The organism is Salinicola peritrichatus (assembly GCF_003206715.1).
GTDB lineage: Bacteria > Pseudomonadota > Gammaproteobacteria > Pseudomonadales > Halomonadaceae > Salinicola > Salinicola peritrichatus.
Genome location: NZ_PZJU01000070.1, coordinates 12,749 through 31,395 on the forward strand (window position 1 = coordinate 12,749; position 18,647 = coordinate 31,395).

The 18,647-nt window shown below is 63.0% G+C and carries 16 protein-coding genes; 14 read left to right on the forward strand and 2 right to left on the reverse strand.

Going from position 1 to position 18,647, the window contains the following annotated elements:
* Positions 1-59: 59 nt before the first annotated feature.
* The 3 genes from DOM57_RS19830 (at position 60) to DOM57_RS19840 (ending at position 3,020) form a co-directional block, all read left to right on the forward strand.
* Positions 60-1,256 carry a multidrug effflux MFS transporter gene (locus tag DOM57_RS19830; RefSeq protein WP_110651005.1) on the forward strand — a complete coding sequence of 399 codons (1,197 nt, stop codon included), beginning with the start codon at positions 60-62 and terminating at the stop codon, positions 1,254-1,256.
* Positions 1,257-1,614: 358 nt separating this feature from the next.
* A complete protein-coding gene (gene yegS / locus DOM57_RS19835; protein ID WP_110651007.1) occupies positions 1,615-2,535 on the forward strand; it encodes a lipid kinase YegS in 921 nt (306 codons plus the stop codon).
* 35 nt (positions 2,536-2,570) lie between these two features.
* Positions 2,571-3,020: a nucleoside deaminase gene (locus DOM57_RS19840; RefSeq protein WP_110651009.1), complete on the forward strand. Its 450-nt coding sequence runs from the start codon at positions 2,571-2,573 to the stop codon at positions 3,018-3,020.
* 169 nt (positions 3,021-3,189) lie between these two features.
* Here DOM57_RS19840 and DOM57_RS19845 read toward each other — a convergent pair whose 3' ends face one another.
* Positions 3,190-3,396 carry a cold-shock protein gene (locus DOM57_RS19845; protein WP_110651011.1) on the reverse strand — a complete coding sequence of 69 codons (207 nt, stop codon included), beginning with the start codon at positions 3,394-3,396 and terminating at the stop codon, positions 3,190-3,192.
* Between the two features lie 558 nt (positions 3,397-3,954).
* Between DOM57_RS19845 and DOM57_RS19850 the strand changes: the two genes are divergently transcribed.
* Together DOM57_RS19850 and DOM57_RS19855 are read left to right on the forward strand one after the other, a co-directional pair.
* A complete protein-coding gene (locus tag DOM57_RS19850; RefSeq protein WP_420820242.1) occupies positions 3,955-4,371 on the forward strand; it encodes an NINE protein in 417 nt (138 codons plus the stop codon).
* Between the two features lie 64 nt (positions 4,372-4,435).
* A complete protein-coding gene (locus DOM57_RS19855) occupies positions 4,436-5,014 on the forward strand; it encodes an exopolysaccharide biosynthesis protein (protein WP_110651015.1) in 579 nt (192 codons plus the stop codon).
* Between the two features lie 82 nt (positions 5,015-5,096).
* Here DOM57_RS19855 and DOM57_RS19860 read toward each other — a convergent pair whose 3' ends face one another.
* Positions 5,097-7,088, reverse strand: a complete 1,992-nt coding sequence (locus tag DOM57_RS19860) for a transglycosylase SLT domain-containing protein (protein ID WP_239496336.1) — start codon at positions 7,086-7,088, stop codon at positions 5,097-5,099.
* Positions 7,089-7,330: 242 nt separating this feature from the next.
* Between DOM57_RS19860 and DOM57_RS19865 the strand changes: the two genes are divergently transcribed.
* From DOM57_RS19865 to DOM57_RS19905, 9 genes are all read left to right on the forward strand, one after another.
* Complete coding sequence (locus tag DOM57_RS19865; RefSeq protein WP_239496337.1) at positions 7,331-7,666, forward strand: YkvA family protein; 336 nt, start codon at positions 7,331-7,333, stop codon at positions 7,664-7,666.
* 84 nt (positions 7,667-7,750) lie between these two features.
* A complete protein-coding gene (htpG, locus tag DOM57_RS19870) occupies positions 7,751-9,649 on the forward strand; it encodes a molecular chaperone HtpG (protein ID WP_110651019.1) in 1,899 nt (632 codons plus the stop codon).
* 278 nt (positions 9,650-9,927) lie between these two features.
* Positions 9,928-10,722, forward strand: a complete 795-nt coding sequence (locus DOM57_RS19875; RefSeq protein WP_239496338.1) for a glucosaminidase domain-containing protein — start codon at positions 9,928-9,930, stop codon at positions 10,720-10,722.
* Between the two features lie 144 nt (positions 10,723-10,866).
* Positions 10,867-12,327 carry a protein adenylyltransferase SelO gene (locus DOM57_RS19880; RefSeq protein WP_110651021.1) on the forward strand — a complete coding sequence of 487 codons (1,461 nt, stop codon included), beginning with the start codon at positions 10,867-10,869 and terminating at the stop codon, positions 12,325-12,327.
* Between the two features lie 406 nt (positions 12,328-12,733).
* Positions 12,734-14,305 carry a Re/Si-specific NAD(P)(+) transhydrogenase subunit alpha gene (locus DOM57_RS19885; RefSeq protein ID WP_110651023.1) on the forward strand — a complete coding sequence of 524 codons (1,572 nt, stop codon included), beginning with the start codon at positions 12,734-12,736 and terminating at the stop codon, positions 14,303-14,305.
* A gap of 16 nt (positions 14,306-14,321) precedes the next feature.
* Complete coding sequence (locus DOM57_RS19890; RefSeq protein WP_110651025.1) at positions 14,322-15,764, forward strand: NAD(P)(+) transhydrogenase (Re/Si-specific) subunit beta; 1,443 nt, start codon at positions 14,322-14,324, stop codon at positions 15,762-15,764.
* Between the two features lie 162 nt (positions 15,765-15,926).
* Positions 15,927-17,003, forward strand: a complete 1,077-nt coding sequence (locus tag DOM57_RS19895; protein WP_239496339.1) for an NAD(P)H-dependent glycerol-3-phosphate dehydrogenase — start codon at positions 15,927-15,929, stop codon at positions 17,001-17,003.
* The gene (gene sixA / locus DOM57_RS19900) at positions 17,000-17,473 is read left to right on the forward strand and encodes a phosphohistidine phosphatase SixA (protein ID WP_338056505.1); all 474 of its coding nucleotides are present in this window, start codon (positions 17,000-17,002) and stop codon (positions 17,471-17,473) included. The genes DOM57_RS19895 and sixA overlap by 4 nt, the downstream gene beginning before the upstream one ends.
* 7 nt (positions 17,474-17,480) lie before the next feature.
* Positions 17,481-18,524 (forward strand): LacI family DNA-binding transcriptional regulator, encoded by a 1,044-nt coding sequence (locus DOM57_RS19905; protein ID WP_110651029.1) that lies wholly within the window; start codon positions 17,481-17,483, stop codon positions 18,522-18,524.
* Positions 18,525-18,647 lie beyond the last annotated feature (123 nt).

The following is an 18,647-nucleotide window of genomic DNA, read 5'->3' on the forward strand; positions in this document are numbered from 1 at the left end:
CTTGTCATCTCCACGACAATCGCTAGAGTGGGCGCTCTTACAGGGATGACGAGGTCGCGATGCACGCAGGCAAGGAGCGCCCACCATTCTGGGTGCTGATGGGCGCGGTGATGTTGTCGCCACTGGCGATCGATATCTATCTGCCTGCGCTGACAGCGATGGCGCGGGCGTTCGGGCATCCGTTCGCCGCACTGCAGCTGACCATTACGCTGTTCTTGATGAGCGTGGGCGCCGGTCAGTTGCTGGTCGGCCCGCTGGCCGATCGTTTCGGTCGCCGGCCGGTGCTGCTCGGCGGTGTCGCGCTCTACCTGGTGGCCGCCCTCATCGGCATGACGGCGGCCACGCTCGAGTTGCTCTACGCGGCTCGCGTCCTTCAGGGGCTCGGTGCCTGTGCATCGGTAACGGTCGCGTTCGCGGCGGTCCGCGACAGTTATACACCCCAGGTCGGAGCGCGGCTCTACAGCTATCTCAACGGTTCGTTGACGTTGGTGCCGTCGCTGGCGCCGGTCCTGGGTGGGGCGCTGACGGTGGCGCTTGGCTGGCGCAGCAACTTTGCCTTCATGGCGGCATTCGCGATGCTGCTCTGGTTCGGTGCCTATCGCTGCTTCGGCGAGACACGGCCAGATGATACGCCGGTGGAGCGACGTCTGTATCGCTGGACTCGCTATCGTCCGATTCTGTTCAATGGGCACTTTCTCTACTATGCCGCGCTGGTCAGTGCAATGATGGCGGCCATCCTGGTCTATGTTTCGGCGGCACCAGTGGTGGTGATGGATCGGTTGGGGCATCCGGAATGGGTGTTCAGCCTTTGGTTCGGCGCCAACGCCATGGTGAGCACGGTGGCGTTTTTCCTGGTGCCGAAGCTGATGTATCGCTGGGGTCGCGAGGCGACGGTGCAGCGTGGCCTCGTGGTGGTCGCGGTGGGAGGCGCGCTGATCGCTGGGTTGTACTGGGCGTTGCCGCTATCGGTGCTGACGTTCATGGGGCCGGTGGCCTTGCTGTCGATCGGCTTTTCGATGGTCCTGGGCGCGGCGGCCAGTCTGGCTCTGGAGCCGTTTCCCGAGCGTGCCGGCACGGCAGCGGCTCTATTGGGGGCGATACAGCTCGGCGGTGGCGCCACACTTGCCACGCTACTGCTGATGACGCCGTTGGCGCCGCAACTGTCGTTGACGTTGATCTGTAGCGGCGTCGGCTTGCTGATGTGGGGGCTGGCACGCTGTATTGTCGTGCCGCCCAAGAGCGAGAGTTGGGAGTGATCCGGTGCTGGCGTTGTCATAGCTCCATCGCAACTGCGCTACGCTTTGTCTGAAAAATGCCTGCGCTCGTCCATACAGCGTTAAAAATCGGCTCACTGACCTCTGGTCAGAACGCCCGCAGGGCGGCCCGAAGGGTGAGCGAAGCGAATAAAATGCTCATTTACACCTTCGTAAACTCCGCTTTTTCGCCGATTTTTGCCTTGTCTGGCCATCGCTCGTCGATTTTTCAGACAGAGCTTAAACTCATCCGATGGGCAAGCGCGGGCGGCAGGTCAGTCGTCGCCTGCGTTGGGCGCAGTGATGTAACGGGAACAACGGCACGACCATCGCGTCGGCTCAAGGAAAGGAATCGGTTGGTATGGCCAGTCAGGGCAAGGGCAGCACATGGTTGATACTCAATGGTAAATCCGCACAACAACCCGAGGTTCGCAGCGCTGTCGATACCTTGCGCCGCCAAGGACACGAGCTACACATCCGCGTCACCTGGGAGGGGGGCGATGGCCTGCGCCTGGTCGGCGAGGCGGCTGCCGCCGGAGCATCGCGGATCGTTGCCGGTGGTGGCGATGGCTCGATCAACGAGATCGTCGCCGGTCTGATGCGCGAGCCCGCCGAGCGGCGTCCGGCGCTCGGTATCCTGCCATTGGGAAGCGCCAATGATTTCGCTCATGGCCTGACGCTGCCGATGACGCCTTATGCCGCGCTGGAGTTGGCGCTGACCGGCGAGGTGCGCAAGGTCGACGTCGGCATGCTGGACGAAGAAGCGTTCATCAACGTGGCTTCCGGCGGGTTCGGCGCCGAGATCACGACTTCGACACCGGTCGGATTGAAGCGTCTCCTCGGTGGCGGCGCCTATTCGTTGATGGGTATGCTCAAGGCGTGGAATTACCAGCCCTTCGAAGGGCATCTGCGCTGGCCCGACGGCGAGGCGCGGGTGCCGCTTTTCATGCTGGCGATCGGCAATGGTTGCCAGGCCGGCGGCGGTCAACGCCTGGCGCCTTCGGCCAAGCTCGATGACGGCCTGCTCGAGTTGCTGTTCGTGCGTCATTTCAATTCTCTCGGGGAATTGAAACGGATCATCGACGAGTTGGAGAACCTGCCACACGATGGCCGGTTCGTGCGTTATCTCCGGGTCCCCTGGGTCGAGTTCGACAGCGACGGCGCCTTTCCCTTGAACCTCGACGGCGAGCCAAGGCGCTACCATCATTTCCGGGCATCGTTGGATCAGGAGGCGATGCCGCTGGTGGTGCCGGCCAACTGCCCGCTGCTCGGCAAGCATTGATCCCTGACCAGCCATCGATTGGGAGATGTTCTAACGTGGATTCATTCATGCAAGCGGCAATCGGGGAGGCGCGCTTGAGCCTCGACAACGGCGGTGTGCCGATCGGTTCGGTGTTGGTTCACCATGGCAAGATCATCGGGCGTGGCCACAACCAGCGGCAGCAGCGCGGCAGCGCCATACTGCACGGGGAAATGGATGCGCTGGAAAACGCCGGGCGGTTGCCGGCCGAGGTCTATCGGGAGTCGGTGCTCTACACCACGCTGTCACCTTGTTCGATGTGCAGCGGGGCGATTCTGCTCTACGGCATCCCCAAGGTCATCATCGGCGAGAACCGTACCTTCATGGGGGAAGAGGCTCACCTGCGTTCCCGTGGCGTGGAAATCGAAGTGCTCGACGATCCGGTCTGCCGGGACCTCATGGCGCAATTCATCGCCGCCTATCCCGATGTCTGGAACGAGGATATCGGAGAGCCCTCAGCGGGTTAGGGTTGAATAGCCCTCAGCGGGTTGAAATATTGAATAGCCTTCAGCGGGTTAGGATAGGAACCCTCTGCGGGCCAGGCACTAAAAAGCCCACCTTCAAGGGTGGGCTTTGCTCAAGGCGGTGAGATCTTCGGATCGGCTCCTCGGATTCTGCACCCGTGTCCGCTAACGCTTAGCCAGTGACCTTGATGTTTGCGGCCTGAAGGCCTTTTTTGCCCTGAGTGACGTCGAAGGTGACCTTCTGGCCGTCCTGCAGAGTTTTGAAGCCTTCTGCCTGAATTTCGGAGAAGTGTGCGAACAGGTCATCGCCGCCGTCGTCGGGAGAGATGAAACCGTAGCCTTTAGTATCGTTGAACCATTTGACAGTGCCAGTTGCCATTGTCGATTTCCTTAACTTGCATAGTGATGTAGCCGAGCCATCCCGGGGGGGAAGCCCGAAATGCGTGGTAAGACTAGGGGGGAATGCGCAAGAGGAGTTCGACGGGATCGACTAACAACTGACGACATTCTACCTGCAAACCTACGCAGCGGATGATGCATGGGGCGCCAAACCTCGTCAAGCTCAGCCAGATTGGCTTTGGTCGACCCGCTGCCATGCTCCGCTTAAGCACCATAGATGGAATTTCCATGCGCGTCTACAATCTGCCAGCGCCTTTTTTCCTGGCTGATCGCGACATTCGGTATGGTTTTCTTAACCCTTTTTAAGAAGATTGAAACCATCCCTCTCGAATAGGACTCTGACAGTCCGGAGCCGGGCATGCCTTTTCTCCGAATTTGGCAGACTTGGCAGTGATTGTTCCCGTCCGGGAATGGCTGCACAGCATGCGCGTCGGCATTCGGCTCGGATAGGCTGTCGCTCGGATGGAAAAGAGCCGTTGGCATGGGCAGTCGACGTCGCCTGCCCGTGGTTATTCATCATGACGTTAGGAGTCATTGCGTGGTGCAACGCGAAGTCGTGCTCAACGACACTCACAGCAAGATCATTGGCTACCTGCTGTGGATCTTCGGATTCACCGGTTCTCACCGTTTCTACTACGGCAAACCCGTTACCGGCACCATCTGGTTTTTGACACTCGGCTTGTTGGGGATCGGCTGGTTGATCGATCTGTTTCTGATTCCGAGCATGGATCGCCAAGCGGACATGCGCTTTCGCGCCGGGCCGATCAGCTACACTCTGGCCTGGGTGCTACTGACGTTCCTCGGGATCTTCGGCATTCACCGAATGTACATGGGGAAATGGATCACGGGGCTGATCTATCTGCTGACCGGCGGCCTGTTCCTGATCGGGGTGCTCTACGATTTCTGGACGCTCAACGACCAGATCTCGATGAAACATGCGCGGCGAGGTCTCTGAGCGCACATCTCATGACGCCGCCGCGTGGATCCGGGGGCTTTTCCACGTCACAGGGAGGTGACGCATGCCGGAGCAGCTCAAGCTCACCGATATTATCGAAACGCTCGATCGGCAAGTCGACGGTGACACCATTTCGCTGCAGGACATCGTCGATACCTTCAATTCCCGCGGCTTCGGCCCTGTCGTGGCGCTGCCCGGGCTGATCGCGTTACTGCCCACCGGTGCGGTGCCGGGAGTGCCCAGCCTGTGCGGCATCTTCATCGCACTGATAGCGATCCAGCTGGTCATGGGACGAAAAAGCCCATGGCTGCCTCGACGATTGCGCGAGCGCGGTATCGAGCACGATCGTTGGCATCGCCTCATCCAGCGTGTGCGGCCCTGGACGCAACGCATCGATTATCTATTGAAACCGCGCCTGCAGTGGCTGACGGGCCGGATCGCCCAGCGCTTGCTGGCGCTGTTGATGGTGTGTCTGGGCCTGGTGATGATTCCACTGGAATTGTTGCCGTTCGCCGCGGCCTTGCCCGCGCTGGCGATCGTGGTGATGGCGCTGGGCCTGACCGCAGGGGACGGCCTGATGATGCTGATCGGGCTGGTGGTCATCTTGGGCGGCGGTGTCGGTGTCGCGGCCTGGACGCTGTGAACGGTAGACACCGCTACTTCAACCGATCCCTAGCCAACGCCACGGCAGCATCCTGCCGTGGCGCTTTACGCTTGAAAGGCGATCACTGGCTGCTGGCGATCAGCGTCGGGTCGTAGCGTCCCTGGCGCTCGGCCTGGGAGAGCATGGCGACGCCCTCGGTGTCGCCTTGCTTGGCCAGGCTCTCGAAGATCACCCGGTAGGCCAGCACGGCCTGGACGTAATCGCGGGTCTCCCGAAACGGAATGCTCTCGACGAAGCGATCGAATTCGCTCGGTGCGCTGGCCAGCCAGCGGTCGACACGCTGGGGGCCGGCGTTGTAGGCCGCCGTCGCGGCGATGCGGTTGCCGCGATAACGCTCCAGCATCGACTGGATGTAGGCGCTACCGAGCTGGATATTGGTCTGCGGTTCGAACAGCGCCGAGGTGCTTGGCGCGCTGATGCCCAGATTACGGGCGACGTGAGCCGCGGTCCCCGGCATCAGCTGCATCAGGCCGCGAGCGCCTACCGGTGACATCGCTTGCGGATTGAAGGCGCTCTCACGCCGGGCGATGCCCATCAGCAGATAGGGGTCCACCTGATTGACTTCGCCCCACTTCAGGAACGACTCGCGGTAGGCCGCCGGAAAGCGCCAGGGTAGGGCATCCCACTGCTTGGCGGCGATGGTGGTCTGGATCGCCATGCCGTACCAGCCCTGGCGAATGGCATAGTCGGCCAGGGCCGCGGCCTGATCCGGAGTCCCCCGGGCGGCGGCGGTGTACCATTCGCTGCGAGCGAGTCCGTCTTCACCGATGCGCATCAAGGCTTCGGTACGCTGCACCACCGGCAACATCCCGGTCAGTTCCTGCTGCAGCGTCGTCACATGCGTATCCGTCATCTGCAGCCGATAGGGCTGGCCGAGATGATCGGCGGCGGCAAAACCGAAGAAACTGCGCTCCTGCGCGGCCAGTTGGTAGGCCTGTTCGGCGGTCTCGTCGTCTCCGAGTGCTTCGCTGGCCCGCCCGAGCCAATACTGCCAATGCGCTTCCTGGCGAACTTCGGGGGGCAGCGTCTCGGTCCAGCGCGCGACCTCGGCCCAGTTGCCTTCGGTCACCGCGTTACGAATGCGCAGTTCGATCAGGTCGGCATCCGCCAGTCGCGGCAAGGTGGCGTCGACCCAGCCCTGATTGTTGTCGACGTCGCGCACCATCGAATAGAACGCCAGGTCCTGCTCCACCTGATCGCGTTGATCCTGAGTCAGCTCGACGTGCGCGGCGATCTTGCGCCACGCTTCCAGCGCGGCTTCGGTATCGGCCCGGGTAAAGGCATGCATGGCAGCGGTGATCAGCGCGCTGCTGGCCCGGCCTTCGGGGCCGAGATCGAGCGGCACCTGGGTTACCGCGGCGTAATTGCCGCGCACGCGTTCGAAGCTATCGATGGCCGGCTGCCAGGTATCGTCGAGGCCGCGTTCGAGATAGTTGACCAGGCCGCTCTGGCCATTTTCCCAGGCCAGCATCATGCGCTCCCAGGTGTCCTCGTCGGTCAGCACCCCACGGCTCTGGAGCGTCTCGAACAGCGTGTCGCAGGCATCGGGCTGGGAGGCCCCGACATGCCACAGCGCCTCGCCGCCCTCGGCCGCCTTGGCGGGGTCCCGGTCGAGCAGGGCAGTGTAGTAATAGCACTGGCGAATGGTACCGTCGGGCTCGCCGTCGCTGATCGCCAGCAGGTCGTCGAATCGGCCCATCCGACCGAAACGGGTTTGCGCCGTGCCGCGCATCCAGTCGGCCAGGGGGGAATCCCCGTAACGGGTGATGAAGTCGTTGACTTCGGCCGCCGATGCCGTCGATAGACGCGACTTGAGCCGATGATATTCCACGTAACCGGCAAGCACATGGTCCTGGATGGCGGTGTCGTCGATGGCGGTCCAGCGGTGGTCGCGTGCGGCATCGAGCGCCTGTTTCATGGCGCGGTCGTCGCCGGTCATCACCGATGAGGGGGCAGCCGCCTGGGCAATGGTGTTCAAGCCCATGGCACTCAAGCCCATGGCGCCGACCAGGCACCAGCTCAACCAACATCTGCGGGTGGGGAATGCGGGCATTGGCACTCTCTCTAAAAAACCTTTCTCTAAAAAATCTTTCGCTCAGGTAGAGCCTTCTCTCTGGTAACGCTTCATCGAAGCGCTTTCATTCGTTGGCGCCCATCGTCGCCGATGGTGGCTGGCTTGAGTAGTGTCGTATTTTGCAGACGATATTGAATCTGCCCGAAATCGCAACCATCTATGGATTATGTCGGCGGCGCGTTAGTCGCCGACACCCGGTCCATTAGCGATAGGTGCTCTCGATGAATCCCTGGCGTCTGTTCACCCAACTGTCGCGTCTGAGGCAGCGTGGCGGGGCGCTCGCCCGTATCGGACGCGCTTTTCGTGTCTTCGGTCCGATGAGCGTGGATGTCCTGCGTGGGCGCTACAGGCCGATCCCCTGGGCCGCCTTCGGTTGGATGGCCGTGGCACTCATCTATCTGGTGTCTCCGCTGGATCTGATCCCCGACTTTCTGATGGTCATCGGTCTCGTCGACGACGTCTTCATCGTCGGCTGGCTGTTGACCCGGGTCGATCGCGCCCTCGGCGACTATCGACGCTGGAAGGGAATCGACGACGACGATGCCGTCGCCGAATGATGTCATCGCTTGAAATGGGGTGACCGAACCCCATATCGCTGAGCGTCTTCAATTTCGTTCGTAACCGTGTCAAGAGGCTCGTCAATGACCACTGCCACTCAAGAAGAAACGCTCGGCTTCCAGACCGAGGTCAAGCAGCTACTGCACTTGATGATTCATTCGCTGTACTCCAATCGGGAGATCTTCCTGCGTGAACTGATATCCAACGCGGCCGATGCGTGCGACAAGCTGCGCTACGAAGCCCTGGAAAACGATGCCCTCTATGCCGGTGACGCCGAACTGCGCGTGGAGATCGAGCATGATGCCGACGCCGGCACCGTGACCGTGCGCGACACCGGCATCGGCATGAGCCGCGATGAAGTGATCAAGAATCTCGGCACCATCGCCCGCTCCGGTACCGCGGAATTCCTCAAGCAACTCTCCGGCGAGAAGCAGAAGGACGCCAAGCTGATCGGTCAGTTCGGGGTCGGCTTCTACTCCGGTTTCATCGTCGCCGACGAGATGGTCGTGCGCACCCGCCGTGCCGACAGCGACCAGGGCGTGGAGTGGCGCTCCAAGGGCGAGGGCGAATTCACCATCGCCGATATCGAGCGCCCGCAGCGCGGCACCGAGATCGTGCTGCACCTGAAGCCGGATGCCAAGGAGTTCGCCGACGACTTCCGGCTCAAGAATCTGGTGCGCAAGTACTCCGATCATATCGATGTGCCGGTGCGCATGCCCAAGATCGAGAAGGCCCGCGACGAGGAGGGCAACGAGATCGAGGGTAGCGAAACCGTCAGCTGGGAGACCGTCAACGAAGCGACCGCATTGTGGGTGCGGCCGAAAGCCGAGATCAGCGACGACGAGTACAAGGCGTTCTACAAGCACATCGCGCATGACTTCACCGATCCGCTGATCTGGAGCCACAACAAGGTCGAGGGCAAGCTCGAATACACCAGTCTGCTCTACGTGCCGGAACGCGCGCCGTTCGATCTCTACCAGCGCGATGGCGTGCGCGGACTCAAGCTCTACGTCCAGCGCGTATTCATCATGGACGATGCCGAGGCGTTCCTGCCGCTCTATCTGCGCTTCGTCAAAGGCGTGCTGGACTCCAAGGATCTGCCGCTGAACGTGTCCCGCGAGCTGTTGCAGAAGTCGCCGCAGGTCGATTCGATGAAGACGGCGCTGACCAAGCGCGCGCTCGACATGCTCAAGAAGCTGGCCAAGGACAAGGAGGCCTACCAGACCTTCTGGAATACCTTCGGCAGCGTGCTCAAGGAGGGCCCGGCGGAGGATTACGCCAACCGTGACAAGATCGCCGCTCTGTTGCGTTTCTCCACCACGCATACCGATAGCGCGACCCAGGATCAGTCGCTGGCCGATTACGTCGAGCGCATGAAGGAAGGTCAGCAGAAGATCTATTACATCGTCGCCGACAGCTTCAACGCTGCGCGCCACAGCCCGCACCTGGAGATCTTCCGCAAGAAGGGCATCGAGGTGCTGCTGCTGAGCGATCGTATCGACGAGTGGTTGATGAGCCATCTCACCGAATTCGACGGCAAGTCCTTCGTCGACGTGGCCAAGGGCGACCTCGACCTGGGCGACGTGGCCGACGAAGCCGAAAAGCAGGCCCAGGAGGAGACCGCCAAGGCCAAGGAGGATCTGGTCAAGCGGGTCAAGGAAGCGCTGGGTGAAGACGTTCAGGAAGTTCGCATCACGCATCGCCTGACCGACTCGCCGGCCTGCGTGGTGTTGCCCGAGCATGAAATGGGCTTCCAGATGCGTCGTCTGATGGAGGCCGCCGGGCAGACCCTGCCGGAGGTTAAGCCGATTCTCGAACTGAATCCGGAGCACGCGCTGGTATCTCGCCTCGAAGCCACCGAAGGGGGGAATTTCGAGGATCTGGCAAGGATCCTGCTCGACCAGGCCGTGATCGCCGAAGGCGGTCATCTCGACGACCCCGCCGCCTACGTCAAGCGACTCAACGCGCTGTTGAGTGCTTGAGCGCAAAAGAAAAGTCGTCAACCGAGTGCGTGCCGGCCGACCCTCTTGGGTCGGCCGGTATCGTTACACGACCGGCTTCTTGCAAGATTTTTACTCAACCTGGCCGCTAATTGCTGTTAACCTGCCGCTTTCTTTCATGGCTTGCTTTTGCAACCGATTTTCACGACAGGGGAGCGAGAATGTCGCGATCCTTTCTTTCGACGACCCTTTTGCAGACGACCGGGTCGGTCTGTCGGCGATGGGGCAGCCGGCCCTTTTCACGATCGGGCATTGCTGCCGTGGCTCTGGCGCTCGTACTGACGGTGGGTCATGCACCGTTTTCGATGCCGGCTCACGCCGAATCGTTATCCGACGCCGCGCCTACCCTGCAAGGTTCGGTAACCCAGCCGGCCCTGGATCCGGTCAGCGAACTGCCCGATCTACGTGATGTGGAAGCGGGCCCTTCGCGCAAGGCCGCGTTTCTCGAATTGCTGGTGCCCTTGGTGCAGGCGGAGAACGCGCGCATTCAGGCCGAGCGCAATTGGCTGACGGGTATCAAGAGCCGCATCAACCCGCTGCGCGAGGACGAGAAGCAGCGTCTGGCCCAGTTGTGCGCCGACTACGGCCTAACCTGCCAGCCCGGCAAGGTCAGCAGTGAGCTGCTGGCGCGCGTGAATACCGTGCCGCTGGAGATGGTGGTCATCCAGGCCGTCGAGGAGTCTGGCTGGGGCACCTCGCGCATCGCTCGCGAGGGCAACAACCTGTTCGGCATGCGCTGTTTCAGTGCCGGCTGCGGCATCGGCCAGCAGGGTACCTCGCGACGCTTCCAGGTCTTCGACAGCGTGCGTGACGGCGTACGCGCCTATCTGCACAATCTGAACACCCATGGCGCCTATGCTCAACTGCGTCAGCAGCGAGCCGTGCTGGCGGCCAAGGGCAAGAAGATCTCTGCCGAGGCGTTGATCGACACGCTGCACAACTACTCCACGTCTCCGGGTTATCAGCAGCAACTGCTGTCGCTTTTGCGCACCAATGGCGAATTGATCCGCCGCCACGGCAACGACAGCCTGCAACTGGCCGGCACGCCGGCCTGACACGCGGCATGGTCCACGGCATCGAGCCGACATGCCCTTATCCCGACTCGTTCGTTCCCAATCCCCGTGTCGCCAACCTTTTCGTCTCTCTCCCGTGGGTGAGCTAGACTAGGCGTCACTCATGCCCGACCGAGGAGATCCACCATGACTGGCAAGACATCCCTCGAGTCCCTGACTTTCGACAATGTCTGGTCGAGATTCCCCGACGACTTCTTCACTCGCGTCACGCCGACGGTATGGCGCGATACGCGACTGCTCGACGTCAGCCCGACCGCGGCCATGCGCCTCGGCCTGGAGGCCGAGACCATCGATCGCGGGCGGCTGACCGAATTGATGAGCGGCGAGCGCCTGCTACCCGGCATGGACCCGCTGGCGCAGAAATATACCGGCCATCAGTTCGGTACCTACAATCCGTCGCTTGGCGACGGACGCGGCCTGTTGCTGGGCGAGGCCGTCACGCCGTGGGGGCCGGTCGACCTGCATCTCAAGGGCGCGGGACAGACGCCGTACTCGCGCTTCGGTGACGGCCGCGCGGTATTGCGCTCGTCGATCCGGGAGTATCTGGCCGGCGAAGCCATGGCGGGGCTGAAGATTCCGACGACGCTGGCGCTGGCGGTCGCGGTCAATGGCGAGAAGGTCATGCGCGAGCGGGTCGAACCCGGCGCGACGCTATTGCGGCTGGCCGAGAGCCACGTGCGCTTCGGGCATTTCGAATGGCTCTATCAGCAGCGGCGGGTCGAGGACCTCGAGCGCCTGGTGCGCCACGTCATCGATCGCCATCGCCCCGACCTGGCGCAAAGCGAGGCACCGATCGAGGCGATGTTTCAGGACGTGGTGACGCGCACCGCCGAATTGATCGCCCGCTGGCAGGCTTATGGCTTCGTGCATGCGGTGATGAACACCGACAACATGTCGATCCTGGGGCTGACGCTGGATTACGGGCCCTATGCGTTCATGGATCGCTTCGAATCGAACCTCACGCCCAATCATACCGACGCCACCGGACGTTACGCCTTCGACCAGCAGCCGGGCGTGGCGTTATGGAACCTGACCGTGCTCGGGCAATCGCTGACGCCGCTGGTCGCGGTGGAGCGCTTGCGCGAGATTCTCGACAGCTACGAGCCGACGCTGCAAGCGGCTTATGCCATCCTGATGCGGGCCAGATTGGGGCTGGAAACCGAGCGCGAGGAAGACGCGCAGTTGATCGAGGACTGGTTGACGCTGCTCGAACGCTCGCGGGCGGATTTCCATCGCAGCTTCCGCGCGCTCAGCGACCAGGACGTGATCGGCGGGCTATCGCTGGGCGACGAGATCCAGGATGCCGGGCTCGAAGGCTGGCTCGAGCGCTACCGGGAGCGCGTGAGCGTCGAGTCACGCAGCGATACCGAGCGTCTGGCTGCCATGCGTCGCGTCAATCCGCTCTACGTACTGCGTACGCACCTGGCGCAGCATGTGATCGAGGCGGCACAGGAAGGCGATGCCGAGCCGTTGGTCACCTTCCGCGAGCTGCTCTCCTCGCCGTTCGAAGCGAGGCCCGGCATGCAGGCCTGGAGCGAGGCGCCTCCGCGTAATGCGCCGCCCGTGTGTCTTTCCTGTTCTTCGTGAAAGGGCGAACGTCGGTTTGGCTGAAACCGGCGTTCTTTTGTTGGGACGTGCTCGTTTCTCTGGAATAAGCCATGCCTTATGGCATGGATAAGCCAAAATTCGGGTCCGTTTTTTGATATTAAAAACAACGACTTGTCGGCGATTTTACGTATAATGATTTGGTTATGCGTGCCATAAGATATTGATAAGGTTGGTTTTTCTCACAATCGCTTGATTCGTCTGCCTTCTTTCCGAAAGATTGTTCCATCCCGCCGCAAGTTTTGCGCACACACAATCTACGCCATATCGACCATGGACCCTTTCCATGGCCAGGGATGGCGTATTCGAGATCATGCTGGATAGAGGAGCCATGAAACATGGTTGCGATGGTCGTGTCCCGTATCGCTGAGGAACAGGAGGTTGCCGAATGAAGATCGGTGCACCCAAGGAGATCGCCAAGGGAGAAGCGCGTGTCGCGTTGACACCCGAGAGTGCGCAGCAGATTCAGAAGTTGGGGCATGAATGCCTGATCGAGAGCGGCGCAGGCGTCGCCGCGGGCTTCGATGATGCCGTCTACAGCGAGGCGGGCGTCGAGGTCGTCGAGAGCGCCGACGCGCTCTGGCAGACGGCCGACGTGGTGATCAAGGTGCGCGAGCCCGACGAAGAGGAGGCCGAGCGCCTGCACGAGGGCCAGACCCTGATTTCCTTCTTCTGGCCGGCCCAGAACGAAGAGATGCTTGAGCGTTGCAAGGCCAAGGGCGCGACCGTGGTCGCCATGGACATGGTGCCGCGCATCTCCCGGGCGCAGAAGATGGATGCGCTATCCAGTACCGCCAACATTGCCGGCTATCGCGCGGTGATCGAGGCCGGCAACCAGTTCGGGCGCTTCTTCACCGGTCAGGTGACTGCCGCCGGCAAGGTGCCGCCGGCCAAGGTGCTGGTGATCGGTGCCGGTGTCGCCGGGCTGGCGGCGATCGGTACCGCGACCAGCCTCGGCGCCGTGGTGCGCGCCTTCGACGTGCGCCCGGAAGTCGCCGAGCAGATCGAGTCGATGGGCGCGGAGTTCCTGTTCCTGGACTTCGAGGATAGCCAGGACGGCTCGGCCAGCGGCGGCTACGCGGCGCCGTCGAGCCCCGAGTTCCGCGAAAAGCAGCTGGCGCTGTTCCGCGAACAGGCGCCGGATATCGACATCGTCATCACCACCGCGCTGATTCCCGGCAAGCCGGCGCCCAAGCTGTGGCTCGAGGACATGGTCGCGGCGATGAAGCCCGGCTCGGTGATCGTCGACCTGGCGGCGGAGAAAGGCGGCAACTGCGACCTCACCGTGGCCGACGAGCGCATCGCCACCGCCAACGGCGTGATCGTGGTCGGCTACACCGATTTTCCGTCGCGCATGGCGACCCAGGCTTCGCTTCTCTATGCCACCAATATCCGCCATATGCTCACCGATCTGACGCCGCAGAAGGATGGCGTGATCGTCCACGACATGGAGGACGACGTCATCCGCGGCGCCACGGTGACCCATGCCGGCGAGATCACCTTCCCGCCGCCGCCGCCCAAGGTCAAGGCGATCGGGGCGTCCAAGCCGAAGGAGAAACCCAGGGAGCCGACGCCGGAAGAGAAGCGTGCCGCCGAACACGCCGCGTTCGTCGCCCAGACCAAGCGCCAGGTGGGGCTATTGGCGGCCGGGGGGGTATTGATGTGGCTGCTCGGGCTGGTCGCGCCGGCTTCGTTCATGCAGCACTTCATCGTCTTCGCGCTGGCCTGCTTCGTCGGTTTCCAGGTGATCTGGAACGTCAGCCATTCGCTGCACACACCGCTGATGGCGGTAACCAACGCGATCTCGGGAATCGTGATTCTCGGCGCGATTCTGCAGATCGGCTCGGGCAGTTGGCTGGTCGGGCTGCTGGCCGGCATTTCGGTATTGATTGCCTCGATCAATATCGTCGGCGGCTTCCTGGTGACCCGTCGCATGCTCGCCATGTTCCAGAAATCCTGATCCGCGGAGAGAAATGATGTTGCAACACGAGTTCGTTTCCGCCGCGGCGATCGCGGCGAGTGTGCTGTTCATCCTGTCGTTGGGTGGATTGAGCAACCAGGAAAAGGCCAAGCGTGCGGTGTGGTACGGCATCGTCGGCATGGCGGTCGCCGTGGCGTTCACGGCGCTGGGGCCGAATATCGGCGGCTTCGGCTGGCTGATTCCGATGATGCTGATCGGCGCCGCGATCGGCGCCTGGCTGGCGCGCAAGGTCGAAATGACCGAGATGCCGCAACTAGTGGCGGCGCTGCATAGCTTCGTCGGCCTGGCGGCGGTGTTCATCGGCTGGAACGCCGACATGGAGCGTACCCGCGTGCTGGCGATGCAGCAGTCCGGTATCGCCCTGGATGGGCTGTCCGCCTTCGCGACGACGCTGGCGAGCAAGACGCCGGCGGAGTTGACCTTCCTGCAGGTCGAAGTGGTGCTCGGAGTCTTCATCGGTGCGGTGACCTTCACCGGCTCGGTGGTCGCCTTCGGCAAGCTGGCCGGCAAGATCGGCGGCAAGCCGCACAAGCTGCCCGGTGGGCATGCGTTGAATGCCGGCGCGGCGGCGCTATCGCTGTTGTTGGCGATCCTCTACCTGAACGGTGCCGGCTTCTGGACGCTGTTGATTCTGGCAGCGCTGGCATTCTTCATCGGCTGGCACCTGATCATGGGTATCGGCGGCGCCGACATGCCGGTGGTGGTGTCGATGCTCAACAGCTACTCCGGCTGGGCGGCGGCGGCGATCGGTTTCACGCTGTCCAACGATCTGCTGATCGTGACCGGGGCGCTGGTCGGCTCCTCCGGGGCGATTCTCTCCTACATCATGTGCAAGGCGATGAACCGCAACTTCGTCAGCGTGATTCTGGGTGGCTTCGGCGCCACGCAAGGGCCGGCGGCCGAGATCGAGGGCGAGCAAGTCTCGATCGACACCAATGGGGTGGCGGGCGCGCTCAATGACGCCGACAGCGTGATCATCGTGCCCGGCTACGGTATGGCGGTGGCCCAGGCGCAGAACGCGGTCAGCGATCTGGTGCGCAAGCTGCGTGCGGCAGGCAAGAACGTGCGCTTCGGCATTCACCCCGTGGCCGGCCGCCTGCCGGGGCACATGAACGTGCTGCTGGCCGAGGCCAGGGTGCCCTACGATATCGTGCTGGAGATGGACGAGATCAACGACGACTTCGCCGACACCGACGTGGTCATCGTCATCGGCTCCAACGACATCGTCAATCCGGCGGCGCAGGAAGACCCCGCGAGCCCGATCGCCGGCATGCCGGTGCTCAAGGTGTGGGAGGCCAAGCAGGTATTCGTGTGCAAGCGCGGGCAGGGCACCGGCTACTCCGGCATCGAGAACCCGCTGTTCTTCAAGGAGAATACACGCATGCTCTATGGCGATGCGCGGGCGAGTATCGATGCGTTGGTGCCGCTGATCGACTGATCGCTGGCCGACTCATTTCAGGTCTGCAGCGCGTTCGGAGCGCCGTTGAATGTACGCCCCGGAACGGAGGGCATGCGCGTGATCTCAGGTCGCGTCATTGCCGCCAGTTCCGGGGCGTTTTTCGTTACACTGTCGATATCGCTCATCGTCAATGGATCGACAATGTCAGACGCACGCTCAGAAGAAGGCATGCAGGTCGCCGTGCTCGGCGGCGGCAGTTTCGGTACCGCCATCGCCAGCATTGCCGCCGACAATGGTGGCGTGGTCCGCCAATGGCTGCGCGACGAAGCGCTGGTGGCACAGATCAATCGCGAGCATCGCAACGCCCGCTACCTGCCCGATTACCCCATCAATCCGGCGGTGGTGGCGTCCACCGATCTCGCCGCCACGGTGGCGGACGCCGCGCTGGTGTTCATCGCCATTCCCTCGAAAGCCTTCCGCGATGTGCTGCGCCAGGTGCGCCCGCACCTGCGTCCTGAGCAGATTCTGGTCACCACCACCAAGGGCATCCAGGCGGAAGGCTTCAAGCTGATGAGCCAGCTGATCGAGGAAGAGACCGGGTCGCCGCATATCGGCGTACTCTCCGGTCCGAACCTGGCTGCGGAAATCGCCCAGAAGCAACTCACCGCCACGGTGATCGCCAGCGATGACCCGGTCACCCGCGCCTACGTGCAGGCCGCGCTGGGGTGCAGCTATTTCCGTGTCTACGCCGGCAACGACCGCTATGGCGCCGAACTCGGCGGCTCGCTCAAGAACATCTACGCCATCGCCGCCGGCATGGCCGCGGCGCTGGGCATGGGCGAGAACACCCGCGCCATGTTGATGACCCGGGCGCTGGCGGAGATGAGCCGCTTCGCGGTGGCGCTCGGGGCCAATCCGATGACCTTTCTCGGGCTTTCGGGGGTCGGCGATTTGATCGTCACCTGTTCGTCGAAACTGTCGCGCAACTACCGTATCGGCTATGCCTTGGGCGAGGGTCGCAGTCTCGATGAAGCGATCGAAGCGCTGGGCCAGGTCGCCGAAGGGGTCAATACCGTCAAGCTGGTATGCGGCAAGGCGCGCGACGAGGATATCTACATGCCGCTGGCTCAGGGGCTGTATCAGGTCATGTTCGGTGGCGTTCCGGCGCGGGACATGGCCAAGTCGCTGATGGAAAGCGAGCAGAGCAGCGACGTGGAGTTCATGCTCTCGCGGGAGTCGGTGTCCCGCGCCCACCAGCTTGCTCCGGATACCGAATGATGGCCTGGCTCGCGATCGTCAGGCACGGCGAAGCCGCACCCGGCACGCCCGACGCCGAACGTCGCCTGACGTCGCGAGGCGAGCGGGAAGCGCACAGTGCCGGACGCTGGCTTGCGGGGCGGGAGACGTTCACCGGGGCGCGAATCTGGACCAGCCCGTTGCGGCGTGCCCAGCAAACGGCGGACGTGATCGCCCAGGCAATGAGCGGCACGGCGGAAACCGTTGACGGCATCACCCCGGACGATGACGTGCTCGCGCTGATCGAGCGGCTCACGCTCTTCGACGATCCGCGTCCGCTGATCATCGTCAGCCACATGCCACTGGTCGGCACCCTGGCCGGACGGCTGGTGGACGGCGCGCCAGGCGTCGGGCTGGCATTTCCCACCGCCGGTATCGCGCTGCTCGAAGCCGAAGTCTGGGCAGCGGGCTGTGCCAGCCTGCAAGCCTTCGTAGCGCCACCGCATGGATGAGTGATGAATGACGCAAGCGAGTGACGCCGACGATACCAGGCCGCGCTCGGCGCGGGCGACCGGCAGCGCACGGCTGACGGATGTGGCGCGGGTTGCCGGGGTCGCGCCGATGACCGTGTCGCGGGCGCTCAATCGTCCCGAACTGGTCAGCGAGAGCACCCGCCTGCGGGTGCAACAAGCGGTGCTCGAGACCGGCTACGTGCCCAACCGCGTCGCCGGCGCCCTGGCCTCCAGCCGCAGTCGTCTGGTGGCGCTGCTGGTGCCGACGGTGGCCCACGCGCTGTTCGCAGAAGTCGTCCAGGCGGTCACGGGTGTACTCGCACCGCAGGGGTACCAGGTGCTGCTGGGGCTGGCCGGCTATACCCCGGCGCAGGAAGAGACGATTCTCGAGACCGTGCTCAGCCGTCGTCCGGACGGCATCGTGCTGACCGGCTGCCGCCATTCCGAGCTCACTCGCCAACGCTTGATCGCGGCCAAGGTGCCGCTGGTCGAGATCTGGGACATGACCGACGACCCTCTGGACATGCTGGTGGGCTTTTGCCATACCGCCGTGGGGCGTGCGGTGGCCGAGCATCTGCTGGCTCGCGGTTACCGGCGTTTCGGCATCATCACCGCCGACGATGCCCGGGCCGGCCAGCGTGTCGCCGGCTTCATCGCGGGGCTGGAGGCGGCGGGAGAGGGCGATTACCAGTTGCGCGAGGTCGGCACGCCTTCCAGCATGCCCTGGGGACGGGAGAAGAGCGCCGAACTGCTCGACCGACACGGTCTGGACGCCATCGTCTGCAGTTCCGACATCCTCGCCATGGGGGCGCTGGCCGAAGCCCAGAGCCGGGGACTGGCGATTCCGGATGACCTCGCGATCATGGGCTTCGGCGACAGCAGCTATGCCGCTGCCACCTTTCCGGCCTTGAGCTCGGTACGCATCGACGGTGCCGCGATCGGTCGCCTGGCCGCCGAGCACCTGCTCAAGCGCATGGCCCAGCCCCGCTTCGAGCGCGCCGGCGAAAGCCAGGACATTGGATTCATGCTGATCGATCGCGAGACGACCTGACCCGGCTGCGCCGGAAATTATAAGAAGAGCGGCACTGCGCGCCTGGAAGAAGGAAGAGATAAGAAGGAAGAGAGCGCTATTTGCCACCTTGGCGAGTGGCGCTCATTATTCTTCCGTCTTCCG